The sequence below is a fragment of the Bacterioplanoides pacificum genome (assembly GCF_042648445.1).
Lineage (GTDB): Bacteria > Pseudomonadota > Gammaproteobacteria > Pseudomonadales > Oceanobacteraceae > Bacterioplanoides > Bacterioplanoides pacificum.
Genome location: NZ_JBHRYB010000001.1, coordinates 590,619 through 607,468 on the forward strand (window position 1 = coordinate 590,619; position 16,850 = coordinate 607,468).

Sequence of the window (16,850 nt, forward strand, 5' to 3'; positions counted from 1 at the left end):
GTTACGCCGTCCTCTGGGCTACTATTAGGCCTCTTTGACGTCGATATGGTTTAAGTAAAATAGTTTCGCTATGGATTTTATCTGGATTCTGGTCGCTTTTTTGTGTGGTTTTGTGGTCAAGCAGCTGGGCATGCCACCGCTGGTGGGGTTTCTGGCGGCTGGTTTTGGTTTACATGCCGCCGGAGTTCAACCGGCCGACAGCCTGGATACGCTGGCGGACATGGGGGTCACGCTGATGTTATTTACCATTGGCCTGAAGCTGAATGTCAAAGCCTTGTTAAAACCCGAGGTGTGGGCATCTGCCACTGTGCACACCGGGTTGTGGATCGGACTTATGTTGTCGGTATTGATGCTGGCCGGCTGGCTGGGGCTGAGCCACTATTTTGCGGTACCGTTTCATACCCAGGCGCTGATTGGTTTTGCGCTGAGTTTTTCCTCCACCGTATGTGTGGTGAAAATGCTGGAAGAAGCCTCTGAGCTGAAAACCCGGCACGGTAAAATTGCCCTGGGCGTGCTGATTATTCAGGATATTGTGGCGGTGGTTTTTCTGGTGGCTTCAACCGGAAAAATGCCGTCTGAATGGGCGCTGGCATTATTCGGCCTGTGGCTGGTGAAGCCGCTGCTGGGGATGTTGCTGAACCGTGCCGGGCACGGTGAGTTGTTGCCATTGTTAGGCTTTTTCCTGGCTCTCGGAGGAGCGGAATTATTTTATCTGGTCGATATGAAAGGCGATCTGGGGGCATTATTACTGGGGATTTTATTGGCCTCCCACGAAAAAGCCTCGGAGCTGTATAAAGCGTTAATGGGTTTTAAAGATCTGTTCCTGATCGGCTTTTTCCTGTCGATTGGTTTTACCGCATTACCAACGCTGGATATGGCGTTAACCGCCGTGATTATTACCCTGTTGCTGGTGGCTAAGTTTGTGCTGTTTTTTGCCTTGCTGCTGATGTTCCGGGTATCGGGGCGATCGTCTTATCTGGCCGCACTGGCACTGACAAACTTCAGTGAATTTGGTCTGATCGTGGCGCACCTGAGTGTGGAAAAAGGCTGGATGTCGCAGGACTGGCTGGTGATTATTGCGCTGGTAATGTCGCTGTCGTTTATTATCAGCACCTTCGCCTATCGTAAAGCTCACCATTATTATGCTTTGCACAAGGAAAAAATTAACCGTTATGAACGTGCCGGAGCTCACCAGCAGTTTGAAACCCCGCGGGGTGCTGAAGTGCTGGTACTGGGCATGGGCCGGGTGGGTAAAGGCGCCTACCAGACGTTGCGGCCGGACTACGGCGATAAAGTCTGGGGTATCGAGTCTGATCCTGAGCGGGTCGCTAAACTGAAGGCCGAAGGCTTAAGTGTGGTGCTGGGCGATGCCGACGATATGGAATTCTGGCAACGGGTATGTACTCAGAATATTCGCCTGGTGATGCTGGCGCTGCCGGCGCAGCAGGAAATTCTCGGCGCCATGGATATGCTCAGCCTGGCCGGTTATCAGGGCAAAGTAGCCGCGGTGGCCCGTTACGACGACGAGCGTGACGCATTGCTGGAGCTGGGGGTCGATGTGGTGTTTAACTTTTATTCGGAAGCCGGCTCGGGGTTTGCCGCGGAAAGCCGTCATTTGTTACTGGCTGACTGAATCCGAACGGCGCCATAAACAGCTGTATGGCGCCGATGAGCATCCAAAGAAGTATTATTTCAGGGCAAACAGCGCCGCTAATTCATCCAGGTTGTGCACCCGTAACATGGGCTTCTGGTGGTGAGCAAAGCCGGTTGCTTCAACATGGGTTAATAAATCAAAAAACGGTTGCCAGAAGTTTTCGATGTCATAACACAGAATCGGTTTGTTATGATCACCCAGGCCGGCCCAGCACCAGATTTCCACCAGTTCATCGAGCGTGCCAATACCGCCGGGCAGGGCGATAAACGCATCCGCCAGTTCCGCCATGCGGGCTTTGCGCTGGTGCATGCTGTCAACGTGTTCCAGCCGGGTTAATCCGCAGTGGCCGACTTCACGCTGATACAGGGTATCGGGGATCACACCAATCACTTCGCCCTGATGCGCCAGCGCCGCATCGGCAATGATGCCCATCAAACCGGTGTGGCCGCCCCCATAAACAATGCCAATCCCCTGTTGTGCCAGCCAGGCCGCCAGCTGTGCGGCACCCTGAGCAAACAGTGGATTGTCACCGCTTTTGGCGCCGCAGTAGATGGCTACCCGTTTAACCGTTTGTTCGGTCATTATTTTTCTCCCGTGATGTGTTTATTCCAGGACGCCGGTTTAACCTTCAATCAGGTGCTTTAGTAATTCGCTTTTAATCGCTTCCGGAATCGGCTTTGAGCCTTTATTCTCGTGGTCAAAATGTACCATCACAGCGTGCCCTTTGGCACACAGTTGTCCTTGTTGCCAGGCTTCATGAACAATGGTCATGGAAGAGTTGCCGATTTTGCTGAAATAGGTGCGGATTTCCACTTCGTGTTGCAGATACAGTTCAGCCAGAAACTCAACATCAATTTTAGCGATAATCAGATGCCAGTCATTCGGGTCCAAGTCTGGGGTGAAATAGCGGAAAATCGGAGTGCGGGCCTGTTCAAACCACACCGGCAGCGTGGTGTTATTGATGTGCCCCAGAGCATCGGTTTCGTTAAAACGCGGTTGTACTTTTAATGTCCACATAACAGCAGGGTTCCTTAATGACCGCGAGGCAGTTTATCATCGCCTTTTTGTTCTGACGACAGGCACACATTTTGGCGCTTGAAACACACTTATCCGGCAACGATGACGACCATCTTTTTATGCAGCAGGCATTAGCGCAGGCGCAGCTGGCGTTTGCTGCCGGTGAAGTGCCGGTCGGAGCGGTGGTGGTGCTGGATGGTGAGGTGATCGGCCGCGGTTACAATCAACCGATTACCTCGCTCGACCCCAGTGCCCACGCTGAGATGGTGGCCCTGCGCGATGCGGCAAAAACCATCGGTAATTATCGCTTAAGCGGAGCGACCCTGTACGTAACGGTGGAGCCCTGTAGTATGTGTTCCGGGTTATTGGTGCACAGCCGTATTCAGCGGCTGGTGTACGGTACAACGGAGCCCAAAGCCGGTGCGGTGGAAAGTGCCATTCAGTTGCTCGATCAGCCGTTTTTAAACCACACCATCGAGCGCCGGGGTGGGGTGTTGGCGGAGTCATGCTCGGCTATTATGTCTGAGTTTTTTGCTCAGCGGCGGGCAGCAAAAAAGCGGCTGAAACAAAACACTCCGCCGCCGCAATAACGCCGTAGTGGCAGCTTGCCGCGCAATAAAGACTTAAATAATAAAAACAAAAACATTCTCAGGAAAATCGCTATGTTGACCTTGGTCCGTTTACTGCTGCTCAGCAGTGTATTGTCATTAACCGCCTGTGCCGATGTGCAGGAACAGATATTTGATCTTGGCCTGGAGGCCGAGCGCTCGTTATCCGGCCTGCAGTTACGTCATATTCAGGTGGCGCAACACCACTGGAGTTATCTGGATTCCGCGCCACAGTCGGCGGATAAACCGGTGATACTGATGTTGCATGGCTTTGCTGTGGATAAAGATAACTGGTTACGTTTTGCCCGCCATTTTGACGATTACCGGGTCATTGCTCCGGATTTACCCGGACACGGTGAAACCAGCTATAACCCCCGGTTAACTTACGATTTTGCTCAGCAGGCGCAGTGGCTGCATGACTTTGTTGAGGCGCTGCAGCTGAGTGCCGTGAATATCGTTGGCAACTCTATGGGCGGTGGCATTGCGTTGATGTACAGCCACCAGAACAGCGACACGGTGCGCTCCATTACCTTAATTGATGCCGCCGGGGTGTATCCGCCACATAAATCCGAACTGCAGGAAATACTCGACCGTGGCGGTAAAAATCCGTTGATCGTGGAAAGCCTGGAAGATTTTACAGCGCTGAGCGAATTTGCCATGGCAAAACAACCGTTTTTGCCCTGGCCGGCGAAAAACGTGCTGGCCCGGCGAGCCATGGCGCGTAACGATATTAACAAAAAAATCTTTGCCGATATTCATGCAGCTGCCGAAGTGGCTAAACAGAACGATGACAACCTGAAAATGTTGCAGCAGATTCACCAGCCGGTACTGATTTTATGGGGCGAAAAAGACCGCGCGCTGGATGTATCCAGTGTTGCCGTGTTTGAGCAATACCTGCCCGACAGCCGCAGTTTTATTTTCCCGCAATTAGGTCATGCACCGATGCTGGAAGCCCCGGACGACAGTGCTGCTCTGGTACGTGAGTTTCTTGCCGGATTGCCGGCAGCCGCACTGGCTCAGCAATAAGGCACAAAAAAAGGCTCTGGGTTGCCCCAGAGCCTGCAAAAAACTCCCGATAAGCGCTGTTGCAAACAGTCTTAAAGGAGCGGAGGAATTACAGTCATCGGCATGGCAGACAACATCATTGGTTGTCCGTCATCCGGGAACACAGGGTGCTGTTCATCTTGCCACACGAGAACATCATAATAACGGCGGATGTTCTGCACATAGTCCACGGGCTCCTGCCCGCGTGCGTAACCATGGGTGGTATGACGGTAATAACGTTTCTGACTTAACAGCGGCAGGGTGTCTTTAACATCCAGCCATAAATTCGGGTTGCCGCCACGTTTAGCGGTTAACTTACGGGCGTCACGTAAGTGGCCATAACCGACGTTGTAAGCGGCCATCGCCATCCAGGTACGGTCAGGCTCCTGGACTTCTTCACCCAGACGTTTGCGCAGTTTGGCCAGGTAACGGCTGCCACCTTCGATACTCTGCAGCGGGTCGAGGCGGTTTTTAATACCCAGTTCCCGGGCGGTATTACGGGTTAACATCATCAGGCCACGGACCCCGGTAAAACTGCGAGCACGCGGATTCCAGTGGCTTTCCTGGTACCCCATGGCCGCCAGCAGACGCCAGTCGAACTGATGGATTTCGGCTGCCTGCTGAAAGTGAGGTTTATAGGTATCCAGTTTCTTTTCGGTCTGACGCAGGAAACGTTTGGCACCCACATAATTCAGTTGCGCCAGATGACCGTAAAAACGTTCGGACAGGGTGGCTAATAAAGCCTGAGTATCTTGTTGAGCAAAAAATTCGTTAGCCGCATCGTGCAGGCTGTTATCGCGTGAGTGTTCAAACGCCCAGGCAACGTCCTGTTCGCCGGTAATATCAAAGGCGACGGCCAGGTTCGGGAAATAGGCCTGTAATACTTCAAATTCGTTGGAGTGCACCACGGTAAAATCAATCGTGCCACCGGCGACCATTTGTAACAGGTCGTTGATTTCCAGTTCCGGGCTTTCGCGCCAGGTCAGTTCCGGTACTTCGTTAAGCTGCAGGCTGCGCAGTATCTGAGCGTGACTGGAATCGGACGAGACCACCAGTTTGCCCTGTGCCAGATCCAGTGCTTGTTTCGGGCGCAGGCCACCACGGCGATACACCACCCGCTCTCTGACTTGCTGGTAAGGCTGGGAGAAACGCGCCCAGCGCTGACGTTCAGCGGTGATGGTCAGGCCGGCGGCAGCAAATGAGGCTTCGCCCTGATCGAGCAGGGTAAAGATATCGGCCAGGTTATCGGCCACTTTTACTTTCAGCTCCACGCCCAGATGATCGGCAAACGCCTGAGCGAGTTCGTATTCGTAGCCGGTGATACCAGAGCGGTCTTCGTAATACGTGGTTGGGCTGTTACGCGTCACCATAACGATATGGCCGCGCATGCGGGCCTCTTCCAGATCGGTAGGGCGCACGCTGCCCGTCAGTGCCAGGAAGCACATAACGGCAATCAGCGATTTCAGCACTAGACTGGTTGGGCCACGCATAAGGTAAAATACTCGGTTTATTGCACTTATTTGGTGCATTTATTCAAATCTGGGCCCATTTTATCCCGTTGGTTGCTTATTAAACAACCGGATAAATGTTTAATCTTGCAAAACAAAGACAAAGTCGCTTCGTCTGTGTGACGTAAGTCCTTGAAAATGGGGGTTTTCAGCGTTTGTTTTTGTATCTGGCAACTATCTGTTGCTGAAATTGAAACAAAAGACGGGATTGGTTCTGCTTTTGTTCTGATATCTGTATGGTTGGGGCGGAATATGGCCGCAGATGTGTCTGTGGTTGCTTGTCTCAATCTTTGTCTCTGTGGTCAGCTTTGTGTGTGGATTAAACAGGCAGGTAAATGCGGAGGATAAAAGCGCCGGCGCGGCGGCTTTTTCAGCGGCGAAAACGGCCTTCTGATCTGGTGTGATGCGGGTGTCTCCGGTATTATTCGCGCTTCGTTTTTCTGCTCCCACTTTTGCTCCCAACCACTGGAGTTTGTACACCATGCTTGAGCTGCGTGGCGCCCCGGCGCTTTCTGAATTCCGTCAGAATAAAATCCTGTCGAAACTGCAATCGGTCAACCCGGCAGTGTCCTCTGTTTATGCCGAATTTGTGCATTTTGCTGACACCAGCGCAGAGCTGGATGGCAACGAGCTACAGGTACTGGCGCGCCTGCTGCAATACGGCCCGAAAGTCGCCGTGCAGCAAGGGCAGGGCGAAGCCTTTCTGGTGGTACCACGTTTCGGCACCATTTCACCGTGGTCGTCCAAGGCATCTGACATCGCCCACAACTGTGGCTTAGAGAAAGTCCTGCGCTTAGAGCGTGGCATTGTTTATTACGTTGAAGGCATCACCGCCGCCGACCGCGACGCCATTGCTGCGGCGCTGCACGATCGTATGGTGGAAGTGGTGCTGGCCGACAGCGGCGACGCTGAAAAGCTGTTCTCCCACGCCGAGCCTGCGCCATTGGAGACCGTTGATATTATTGCCGGAGGCCGTGAGGCGCTGGTTGAGGCGGACAAAAACCTGGGCCTGGCACTGGCAGAAGACGAAATTGATTACCTGGTTGAGAACTACAACATTCTTGGCCGTAACCCGACCGATGTGGAATTAATGATGTTCGCCCAGGCGAACTCTGAGCACTGTCGCCATAAAATCTTTAATGCCAGCTGGACTATCGATGGCGAAGATCAGGACAAGTCGCTGTTCCAGATGATTAAGAACACCTACGAGTGTTACAACGAAAACATCCTGTCGGCCTATAAAGACAACGCGTCTGTGATTACTGGCCATAAAGCCGGTCGTTTCTTCCCCTCCTCACCTTCTTCTGACGCGCAGGGCGCGGATAAAAATGTTTACGCATACCATGAAGAAGATATGCATATCCTGATGAAGGTTGAAACTCATAACCATCCAACCGCGATTGCGCCACACTCCGGTGCGGCGACCGGTTCCGGTGGCGAGATCCGTGATGAAGGGGCAACCGGCCGTGGTTCCAAGCCAAAAGCAGGTTTAACCGGTTTCACCGTCTCCGACTTAAAAATCCCGGGCTTCGAACAGCCATGGGAAAGTCAGTACGGCAAACCAGACCGTATCGTATCGGCGCTGGATATTATGCTGGAAGGCCCGATTGGTGGCGCGGCGTTTAACAACGAATTTGGTCGCCCGGCGCTGAACGGTTACTTCCGTACCTTCGAACTGCAACACGACGGCGAAGTCCGTGGTTACCACAAGCCCATTATGATTGCCGGTGGTTACGGCAACATCCGTGACGAACACGTACAGAAAGGTGACATCCCGGTTGGCGCTCGCCTGATTGCACTGGGTGGCCCGGCGATGCAGATCGGCCTGGGTGGCGGTGCGGCGTCTTCTATGTCGTCTGGTCAATCGAATGCCGACCTGGACTTCGCCTCCGTTCAGCGTGAAAACCCAGAAATGGAGCGTCGTTGTCAGGAAGTCATCGACCGTTGCTGGCAGCTGGGTGACAAAAACCCAATCGCCTTTATTCACGATGTCGGTGCCGGTGGTTTATCCAACGCTTTCCCTGAGCTGGTGGGCGACGGTGGCCGCGGCGGCAACTTCGAACTGCGTAACGTACCCAACGATGAGCCGGGCATGAGCCCGCTGGCGATCTGGTCGAACGAATCTCAGGAACGCTATGTGATGGCGGTTGCTGAAGAAGACATGGAAGCGTTTGATGCCATCTGTGAGCGTGAGCGCTGCCCCTATGCCGTAGTGGGTTACGCCACCGAAGAAGAACATTTAACCGTTACCGACAGCCACTTCGATAACAAGCCGGTCGACCTGCCATTGCAGGTGCTGCTGGGCAAACCACCCCGTATGCACCGTGATGTGACGTCTCGCGAAGTGAAAGCGGAAAACTTCGAAAGCGCGGGCATCAAGCTGGCGGAAGCGGCAGAGCGTGTACTGAAATTACCGACCGTTGCCTCTAAGAGCTTCCTGATCACCATTGGTGACCGTTCCATTACCGGTACCGTGGCACGTGATCAGTTTGTTGGCCCGTGGCAGGTGCCGGTGGCGGACGTGGCGGTAACCACCTCGTCTTACGACACTTACGCTGGCGAAGCGATGGCTATGGGTGAGCGTACCCCGGTGGCCCTGCTGGACAGCCCGGCGTCGGGTCGTTTGGCTGTAGCCGAAGCGATTACTAACTTAGCCGCTGCGCCAATTGCCAAGCTGGCAGACATTAAAATGTCGGCCAACTGGATGTGTGCCGCTGGCCACGACGGCGAAGATCAGAAACTGTACGAAACCGTTAAAGCGGTTGGCATGGAATTATGCCCGGAACTGCAGGTCACCATTCCGGTGGGTAAAGACTCGATGTCGATGAAAACCCGCTGGCAGGATGGAGACGAAGAAAAAGCGGTAACCGCGCCAATGTCGCTGATCATCACCGGCTTTGCCCCCGTCACTGACGCCCGCAAAGTGCTGACGCCTCAGCTGCGCGCTGACCAGGGCGAGACGGATTTATTACTGATCGACCTCGGTCGTGGTCAGAACCGTCTGGGTGCTTCTTGTCTGGCACAGGTATACGGCGAAGTAGGTAGCGTACCAGCCGATCTGGATGACGCTGAAGACCTGAAAGCCTTCTTCGCGGTGATGCAGGGCTTAAACGCTGATAACAAACTGCTGGCGTACCACGACCGTTCTGACGGTGGTTTATTCGCCACCCTGACCGAAATGGCCTTCGCCGGTCATGTCGGTATGGACGTGAAGCTGGATCTGCTGGCGGAATCGCAGGACGAACTGGCCGCCGCGCTGTTCGCTGAAGAACTGGGTGGTGTGATTCAGGTGCGTCGTGACGACCTGGAAGAAGTACTGGCGCAGTTTGAAGCCGCTGGCCTGGGTGACTGCACTCAGGTGATTGGCACCCTGAACGAAGACGATCAGATTACCTTCTCCTTCCAGGACGAAGAATTCCTCAGCGAATCGCGCGTTACCTGGCAGCGTACCTGGTCACAAACCAGCTACGAGATGCAGGCGCTGCGTGACAATGCCGAGTGTGCCAAGCAGGAATTCGACAGCCTGCTGGATGCTGAAGACCCGGGCTTAAATGCCGAACTAAGCTTCGACATTAATGAAGATATTACTGCTGATCTGCCGGCGGCCGGCTCTGACGATGCACCAAAAGTGGCGATCCTGCGTGAGCAGGGCGTTAATGGCCAGATCGAAATGGCGGCTGCCTTTGACCGCGCTGGCTTCACTGCCATCGACGTACACATGAGTGACGTGCTGTCGGGTGCGGTGACGCTGGACAGCTTCCGTGGCTTAGTTGCCTGTGGCGGCTTCTCTTACGGTGACGTATTAGGCGCCGGTGAAGGCTGGGCGAAATCCATCCTGTTTAACGAACAGGCGCGCAGTCAGTTTGCTGCATTCTTTGAGCGTGCCGATACTTTCGCACTGGGCGTGTGTAACGGCTGTCAGATGCTGTCGAACCTGCACGAACTGATTCCGGGTGCGGAACACTGGCCACACTTTGTGCGCAACATGAGCGAACAGTTTGAAGCGCGTGTTTCTCTGGTTGAAGTTCAGGAATCCGATTCGGTATTCCTGGCGGGTATGGCTGGCTCACAAATGCCAATCGCGGTGGCTCATGGTGAAGGTCGTGCGGAATTCGCGGATGAAGCGGATATCGATGAACTGGCCGGTCAGATTGCCCTGCGTTATGTGAATAACTACGGCGAAACCACCGAGCAATACCCGGCGAACCCGAACGGCTCGCCACAGGGTATTACCGGCCTGACCGCGAACGATGGTCGCGTAACCATTATGATGCCTCACCCTGAGCGGGTGTTCCGTGCGGTTCAGAACAGCTGGGCACCGGATCACTGGGATGAAGATGGCGCCTGGATGCGGATGTTCCGTAATGCTCGTGTTTGGTGTGAGGAGAACTGAGTTCTTTTAAAAAGAATTTAGTTTGATAGAAAAGAAACCCGTTGCTCTAGAGATAGGCAGCGGGTTTTCTATTGAAATATTTCTGTGTTGATTTTTACAAACCGGACTCGTTCCCACGCTCCGCGTGGTAATGGTGCAGCCCTTGTGTAGGTGTGTCCGGCAGGCCCCAGACTCGTTCCCACGCTCCGCGTGGTAATGGTGTAGCCCTTGTGTAGGTGTGTCCGGCAGGCTTTGTTTACAGGCTTGCCTGTTAATTCAGTTGGTGATAATTTAAACACCAGTAAATTCAGCGACTTACAAATCTGGTTTGCAGGATAGTAGGCGCAAAGTACTCGAAATAGCGTGCGTGCACGTTTTTCTGGAAGGGAACGATCTTGCTAGGGAAGGTTTCAGAATGAAATCAGTTAGCTGCTGGTATAAGCTCGACAGATTCTCGCCAAGATATCAGGCACGTACACGAATAAGCTGTTAGGCCCCATGCAAGGAATTGAGTAATTGTGCCGTTCTTTGCCTCTCAGGAGCTGCCTATGCTGAGAATTTTAACGGACAGAGGCACTGAATACTGCGGCAAGCCCGAGCAGCATGACTACCAGCTTTACTTAGAGATCAATGATATCGATCACGCGAAAACCAAAGTGAAATCACTGCAAACCAATGGTATCTACGAACGCTTCCATAAAACGATTTTACAGGAGTTTTATCAGATCACTTTCCGGAAGAAATTGTATGCCTCAATCGACGCCTTTCAAAAAGATCTGGACGAGTGGATGGAATACTACAGCAATGAACGAACTCATCAGGGAAAACCTGTTGCGGTAGAACGCCGTTGGAAACATTACTTGATGGAAAACGAATCTAGGCTGAAAAGAAATTAACCCAGATTTAATCTGACAGGTACCAGCTTAAAACGGGCGACTGTCAGATCGAGTCTGAACTACTACAGGTAAAGGCCTCACCGGCAAAAGCAGTATCCTCCCCCCATTGATCAAGCAGTTCACTGAGGCCGCCATGCAGGTAGAACTGGAAGATCACCTTGTAATAAATCTATCAGTTTTATGCCCAAAGCTACACGGGTATTGGGCTGGCCTTCTGCCATTGAAAGGCACTCACTGAAATCTGTCTGGTAATTCCTCGCAAATCGCGAGATTTATCTCAACAAAGTCCTTCCATGTGTAGCTGGATGCGTAATTTTTCCGATACTGTAGTTCCACTCGACAGATATCTGGCCTGGTATCATAGATGCTGCATTGTTTATTTTCGGTATTGAGGTGACGGCAAATGCCATCACCTCGATCTAGGCTTTTTGTTTCTTGTGATAAGTGTATATTCGAACAGCACTTTCCACACGAATAGCAGGGGAAGGGAGTTAGGGCTTCCCGGCTCATAAGCTCATTAACCAAGCTCGAGTGCTATCGAGGTTGTTTGACTCGAATGGCAGCTCTATCTCTCGTTTGCTTATCTCTTTCGATAGCATGAGGCTTCTTTCGTGTTCGCAACTGATGGATTCCAGGCTGCTTGCAAACCTCGTCAGCTCTTCTGGCGAAAGGTTGAACTCAACTCTGGAAAGCTCAATCAAATATCTGTCGAGCTCAGCATTCACCTTCTGAAAGTACTCTAATGTTCTTTTTGCTTTTGATTTAAACTGATCAAGGTAATCCCAGACTTTTTGCATTAACTGACTGTGATCCAAAAAATAGGTGATACCAATAGTCATTAAACCCGTTGCGACAGCACTAACGAAGGATGCTAGTTCGGTGCCCAGAGGGAAAGTCATCAAAGAGGCAAGTTGCTGGTTGAACATAACCCCCATGGCAACGGCGACACCTGTCGACAAGATGCGTGTTACTTCACGTGCCAATGCGCCTGGGCCAAGGTTCTCTGGGTTGAAGAATAGGATCTTAGCCGCCGAGACCAAACTAGACCAGGTTTCTCGTAAGAGCTTACCAATCAACTTTTGAGTGGTGAAAAAGATGTTCATTATGGTTGTGCTTAAGCTAGATAAAGCCCCCGCCAAGGCTCCATTTTTAAATTCATCCAGAATATCTTTGAATCGAACTTTCACCCTATTCCAAATGTTTTGAGCTGTGGCCTTTAGCTTCCCAAGAAATTTTTCAAGGGTAAAGTTATCCTCTGTATCTTTGAGAACCTGAGGAATGGCATCTTTTAGTTCAAACCAGACCTCAGCAAGAATAAGTCCCAATGCCTGCCTTACCCCCATCTTCAAGCCAGCTTTGCCAGACTCCATCGCTGTACTCTTAAAGAACTTACTGCTGCTGTAGTAGGCAAAATTAATCTGCTTATCGTATTCTTGTCTTGCCCTCTTGTCGGCTTCTCGCATTTTGTCTTCGTCAATACTCTCAAGAGCCTCAATTTGCTCGTTCTGCTTGGCAATTTTGCTCTCTAACTGACGTTTTTCATGCCGTTGCTGTTTGGTCTCTGTTGGCATGGATTCTAAATACTGCCTGTCTTTTTCTATGCTCTTGCGCTTGTTTTCGATTGTCTTTGGTACGACAGTGGTCAGAAAATCATCCATTGAATGATCTGACTTGAGGTTATTAATGTAATTGTGTGTCGATTGAAAGTTTGAGTCTTGGTTGGCAAGCTCTACGCCGCTGAGACCTGCAAGGACCCTTCCTGCATCATCGTGGACTTCATGAGACGAGATGATATGGTCGAGCTGGCGCTGTTCATCATTAGACATCGTTTTGCCACGGTACTCATCAAGCAACTCACCGTCTTGTTGCTGTTTTTTGTCTTTTTTGCCCTTGGCCTTATAATTCGGGTGTGAATGGTAAAGATCTTCCTTTTTGGGTTTGCCATTTCCATCGATCATGATGTTGCCATTCACATCACACTTAATGGGTTTGTAGTCACCTCTATTAGCATAGTCTTGTTGAACGCTATCGGACATGTAAATATCCTTGTCACCTTTTTGGTGCTGACGAGCATTGTTGATCGTCGCGACATCACCGCCTTTTTTGTCATCGAAAAGTAAAAAATCCAGGCCGAATGTGGTTACTAAGCTATTAGTGACGGTTTTGTTTAGCTCATCAACTAACCTGAAATTTTTTGTATTAATTCCTGACATGTCATTCAGTTCCGTAGAGGAGGGAGGTTTACCTCCCTTTCATTAAATCTCAATAAGGACGATGCTATTTTCGTGTATTACTCGATTCCGCGAGTGCAGCATTGATTGATAATTCGTTGATCACTTGCATCCCTTCACTATCAGTTTCTATTTCGACGATATTCCCATCACTCAGTACTACGTTACCTTGCTCGTCCTGCTTAGGTTTAAACAACGGTGTCGTGATGATATCGGTGAGAATGGCTGCAATTTGATAGCCATTTTGAATTAAACGGATAATATCATCTTCAAATTCAGAAATGCCAGATGTTGATGTAATGAGCTGGTCAATGGCTTTCAGGTTGTCAAAGTATTCTTTGAATACGGCATACAGGCGTTCTGTTTCGGCGTAGATCCTATCGACGTAGAGCTTAGTTTTGCTCAGCTGCTTGCCTCCCTTTGCCATCTTGCCAACGGCTTCATTGACTTCTGTTTGGATCTTTCTCGCATCACTTAATGCTTCTTCTGCGTGTGACGCAAAGGCCCAGCCAGCGATTGCTATAATGGGAGCGGCAACGACGCCACCGAGTACCATCGCGCCTCCAGCCATTCCAAATCCGCCTGCGGCAATGGAGCCGCCACCGATTGCGGCCATCGTGGCGTTATAGGCAGCCGCACCCGATAGGGCAGCAATAGGTGTGCCTGTTGAAGCAGCAGCGACAGCCATTACGCCGCCATATACAGCATATGCAGCCGCTGCACCGGCCGCGCTAGCACCTGCAATCTTGCCCATGTAGGCGGTGGTGGATAGTGCGAGGCCATCGATTTTGTCGAGTTTATGTTGTGGGAAGTCGATCTCAAGATCTTTGGAGTTTGCTTGGTTCAGCTTTTCTAGGAGCTTTTTTGCAATAGTTCTGAAGTCCTTAAAATCATTACCGATATTTAATTGCAGCTCACCAAGTTTAACCAAGCTTTGGTTTGTCAACTCATTCTGTTTGTCGAAGACTGAACGCTCTTTGTCGTATTTTCTTTTAGACGTCTCTAAAATATCGTTTGCTTCAGATTTGTCCTGGTAGCCATCATAGCCTTTTTTAGCACCATAACCAGCTGCGGCAATAGCAGCTCCAGCTAAAATAAATGGTAACGGCATATCTATTTCTCCAAAAATAGTTTTTGCTTGCTGTTGCAATAGCTATCTGGCGGTGATTCCAGTCTATTAGTTCTTTCAAACGCCGAATTCATATACTAACTGCAATACTTTTCTTAAATAAGAAGATGAGTTGTAGTATTAAGATTTTATTACTTCTACCAAAAAGTTTAAAACCATCTTGATATACCAGCAACTAACCTTTGAAGAAAGGATAACTCCTTTAATACTATTTCAGCAAGGAGTATTCGGTTTGATCTTCCACCGCTTTAACGGACACTAACCTCAATCTGATTATGCATTGAATCGCAATATACGGGCTGCCCGGTCCGTTCCGAGTTGACTGGCCAGCTACGCTACCACGCCGAGCGTGGGAACGAGAAACGCGGAGCGTGGGAGCGAGAAAAGAAAATCACGCGCTTTGCTTCTGAAGCGCTTCCAGCACAGCTGTAGGATTCTCTTTAACCACTAACAATAACGCCCGCGCCGGGCCCTCTGGTGTGCGGCGTTTTTGCTCCCAGTTCTGTAATGTCCGCAATGAAACGCCAATCAAACTGGCAAATAAGCGTTGACTAAGGCCGGTATTTTCACGAATCGCTTTTACATCCGGCACTTCAATTTCAGTGACGCGTGATGCTTGTTTTTTACCGCTAAGAATCTCGTCAGCCTGTTGAACGCTTTGCATCAGGGAATCAAATAACTCGTCTTTCATAGCAACCTCAAATGCGTTTCGATAATCAGTAATCAAGTGGTTTAGCGCCAGTTTATAACGACAGACCTCAGTGCCTTTTTCTGTGTACCTGTAAGGTCTGATTGCTCGTTCTTCGGGTAGGCCAGCAACATCAGAATCTGATCATGGGCTGAGCGCCAGTAGTAAATGACCCGCGAGCCACCTTGCTTCCCCCGGCCAGTTGCTTTAGCCCGAATCTTTCGGATGCCACCGGTTCCCTGAATAACATCACCTTTATCCGGCTGTTCAGCCAACTCAAGCTGTAGTTGGCGGTATTCTTCATCCGACATAATCTCTCTAATAGAGTTGGTGAATACCGGCGTCTCAATGAATAGCATCGTCCTTGTCCTTCATTGGCGTACCTGTTAAGTATACGCCAGGGGCGTATAATTGCAACAGGTATGTAACTTGCTCATTGTTGTTGTGTGATGCAATATTACATCAATAGTACATCACTTGGGCGATAGCCCAGACAACGGTGAAGCCATGGCAACACGAGCAAGCTTATCCCTCTCTGAACCCAACGAACGCTGGATTCAGGACAAAATCGACAGCAAGGAGTTCGCCAGTCGTAGCGAAGTGGTTAATGACCTGATTCGCAAGGCACGCGAAGTAGAAGAGATTCGTCAGCGGCTGATTGCGGCGGAGTTATCAGTCGCCGAGCAAGGTTGGGTAGAGAAATCGCAGGATGCGATACTGGCAGACTTCAGGAGGAAGGCGCAGCAGGATGACAAATTATAAGCTGTCTCCGGCAGCAGAAGACGATCTTTACCGGATCTGGTTGTATGGTCTGGAAACCTGGGGTGAAGGTGCTGCTGATCAATCCGTTCGAGGCTGACTGCTCAGCTACGCTCCCACGCAGAACGTGGGAGCGAGGAATAAATCGAGAATACTATGATTAAAGGAAGCTGCCTGTGTGGCTCGGTAAAATATGAGATTTCCGGAGACGTTGGCGATATTGTTCATTGCCACTGCCAAACTTGCAGGAAAGCTCATGGAAGTGCATTTTCAAGTGTTGCTGCCATCAAAGATGAAGATTTTAATTTATCAGGATCAGACAGCCTGAAGTCCTATGAATCATCTCAAGGAAAGCACCGCTACTTTTGTGCAAACTGTGGCACTCAGGTTTATGCCAAGCGAGAAAATACGCCTCATATCATTCTAAGGTTAGGGTCACTTGATAGTGATATTAACTCAACCGAGAAAGAGCATATCTGGGTTTCACAAAAGGCGAGTTGGTATCGTATCAATTCCGGTTTGCCGGAATGCCAGGAGTTTGAGTAAGCAAACAGCGACGCTCCCACGCTGAGCGTGGGAGCGAGAATAAGTGATCAAAACGACTACATTCCCACGCTGAGCGTGGGAACGAGAATTCAGAGTGGGAACGAGAATGTGTGGGTAAACCTATGGCAATGAACGGTGCAACTTGGAGAACACACCCATTGATCATTGGGTCTGTCTATCGGGCAATGACTGAGTGTCCCGAGTACAGCGTGGGAAACATATCGGCGGGTAAACATTACCGCTTGCTACAGATCAGCCACAGTCATTACGACGGGGCATCTGTTTTTGGCTTTGAGTGCGTAACCACCGGGGAGCGAGTCGCTTGGTGGTGGTTTGATGTTGCAGCGGATGGCTTGTGTGAACAAAACTTCGAACGGGTCAGCGAAGGCTATTAATCC

The 16,850-nt window shown here is 50.7% G+C and carries 16 protein-coding genes and 1 pseudogene; 9 read left to right on the forward strand and 8 right to left on the reverse strand.

Annotated features, from left to right (window positions below):
- The first annotated feature begins 70 nt into the window (after positions 1-70).
- A complete protein-coding gene (locus ACFOMG_RS02645; RefSeq protein WP_376864604.1) occupies positions 71-1,633 on the forward strand; it encodes a cation:proton antiporter domain-containing protein in 1,563 nt (520 codons plus the stop codon).
- Positions 1,634-1,687: 54 nt separating this feature from the next.
- Here the strand turns inward: ACFOMG_RS02645 and ACFOMG_RS02650 are convergent, their stop codons facing one another.
- Positions 1,688-2,236: an LOG family protein gene (locus ACFOMG_RS02650; RefSeq protein WP_376864606.1), complete on the reverse strand. Its 549-nt coding sequence runs from the start codon at positions 2,234-2,236 to the stop codon at positions 1,688-1,690.
- A gap of 39 nt (positions 2,237-2,275) precedes the next feature.
- On the reverse strand, positions 2,276-2,671 hold the full coding sequence (locus tag ACFOMG_RS02655; RefSeq protein WP_376864608.1) for an acyl-CoA thioesterase: 396 nt from the start codon (positions 2,669-2,671) through the stop codon (positions 2,276-2,278).
- Positions 2,672-2,742: 71 nt separating this feature from the next.
- Between ACFOMG_RS02655 and tadA the strand changes: the two genes are divergently transcribed.
- Entirely contained in the window at positions 2,743-3,261 is a 519-nt protein-coding gene (gene tadA / locus ACFOMG_RS02660; RefSeq protein ID WP_376864610.1) for a tRNA adenosine(34) deaminase TadA, read from the forward strand.
- A gap of 72 nt (positions 3,262-3,333) precedes the next feature.
- Complete coding sequence (locus tag ACFOMG_RS02665) at positions 3,334-4,305, forward strand: alpha/beta fold hydrolase (RefSeq protein WP_376864612.1); 972 nt, start codon at positions 3,334-3,336, stop codon at positions 4,303-4,305.
- A 71-nt stretch (positions 4,306-4,376) separates the two neighbouring features.
- Here the strand turns inward: ACFOMG_RS02665 and mltF are convergent, their stop codons facing one another.
- Entirely contained in the window at positions 4,377-5,813 is a 1,437-nt protein-coding gene (mltF, locus tag ACFOMG_RS02670; protein ID WP_376864613.1) for a membrane-bound lytic murein transglycosylase MltF, read from the reverse strand.
- A 499-nt stretch (positions 5,814-6,312) separates the two neighbouring features.
- Between mltF and purL the strand changes: the two genes are divergently transcribed.
- Positions 6,313-10,224, forward strand: a complete 3,912-nt coding sequence (purL, locus tag ACFOMG_RS02675; RefSeq protein WP_376864615.1) for a phosphoribosylformylglycinamidine synthase — start codon at positions 6,313-6,315, stop codon at positions 10,222-10,224.
- A gap of 494 nt (positions 10,225-10,718) precedes the next feature.
- A pseudogene (locus tag ACFOMG_RS02680) lies at positions 10,719-11,083 on the forward strand (integrase core domain-containing protein); the annotation flags it as partial.
- A 247-nt stretch (positions 11,084-11,330) separates the two neighbouring features.
- Here the strand turns inward: ACFOMG_RS02680 and ACFOMG_RS02685 are convergent.
- The 5 genes from ACFOMG_RS02685 to ACFOMG_RS02705 all read right to left on the reverse strand — a co-directional run bounded on the left by ACFOMG_RS02685 (position 11,331) and on the right by ACFOMG_RS02705 (position 15,506).
- Entirely contained in the window at positions 11,331-11,609 is a 279-nt protein-coding gene (locus tag ACFOMG_RS02685) for a YkgJ family cysteine cluster protein (RefSeq protein ID WP_376864616.1), read from the reverse strand.
- A complete protein-coding gene (locus ACFOMG_RS02690; protein WP_376864618.1) occupies positions 11,606-13,312 on the reverse strand; it encodes a hypothetical protein in 1,707 nt (568 codons plus the stop codon). The genes ACFOMG_RS02685 and ACFOMG_RS02690 overlap by 4 nt, the downstream gene beginning before the upstream one ends.
- Positions 13,313-13,376: 64 nt before the next feature.
- Entirely contained in the window at positions 13,377-14,480 is a 1,104-nt protein-coding gene (locus ACFOMG_RS02695; RefSeq protein ID WP_376864619.1) for a hypothetical protein, read from the reverse strand.
- Between the two features lie 370 nt (positions 14,481-14,850).
- A complete protein-coding gene (gene nadS / locus ACFOMG_RS02700; RefSeq protein WP_376864620.1) occupies positions 14,851-15,150 on the reverse strand; it encodes a NadS family protein in 300 nt (99 codons plus the stop codon).
- 41 nt (positions 15,151-15,191) lie between these two features.
- The gene (locus tag ACFOMG_RS02705) at positions 15,192-15,506 is read right to left on the reverse strand and encodes a type II toxin-antitoxin system RelE/ParE family toxin (protein WP_376864621.1); all 315 of its coding nucleotides are present in this window, start codon (positions 15,504-15,506) and stop codon (positions 15,192-15,194) included.
- Positions 15,507-15,654: 148 nt separating this feature from the next.
- On the opposite strand from ACFOMG_RS02705, the gene ACFOMG_RS02710 reads away from it, so the two are divergent.
- The 4 genes from ACFOMG_RS02710 to ACFOMG_RS02725 all read left to right on the forward strand — a co-directional run bounded on the left by ACFOMG_RS02710 (position 15,655) and on the right by ACFOMG_RS02725 (position 16,847).
- Positions 15,655-15,909, forward strand: a complete 255-nt coding sequence (locus tag ACFOMG_RS02710) for a ribbon-helix-helix domain-containing protein (protein WP_376864623.1) — start codon at positions 15,655-15,657, stop codon at positions 15,907-15,909.
- A complete protein-coding gene (locus ACFOMG_RS02715) occupies positions 15,896-16,006 on the forward strand; it encodes a type II toxin-antitoxin system RelE/ParE family toxin (protein ID WP_376864624.1) in 111 nt (36 codons plus the stop codon). Before ACFOMG_RS02710 ends, ACFOMG_RS02715 begins: the two co-directional genes overlap by 14 nt.
- Positions 16,007-16,062: 56 nt before the next feature.
- A complete protein-coding gene (locus ACFOMG_RS02720; RefSeq protein ID WP_376864626.1) occupies positions 16,063-16,452 on the forward strand; it encodes a GFA family protein in 390 nt (129 codons plus the stop codon).
- A 209-nt stretch (positions 16,453-16,661) separates the two neighbouring features.
- Positions 16,662-16,847 carry a hypothetical protein gene (locus ACFOMG_RS02725; protein ID WP_376864627.1) on the forward strand — a complete coding sequence of 62 codons (186 nt, stop codon included), beginning with the start codon at positions 16,662-16,664 and terminating at the stop codon, positions 16,845-16,847.
- Positions 16,848-16,850: the final 3 nt, after the last annotated feature.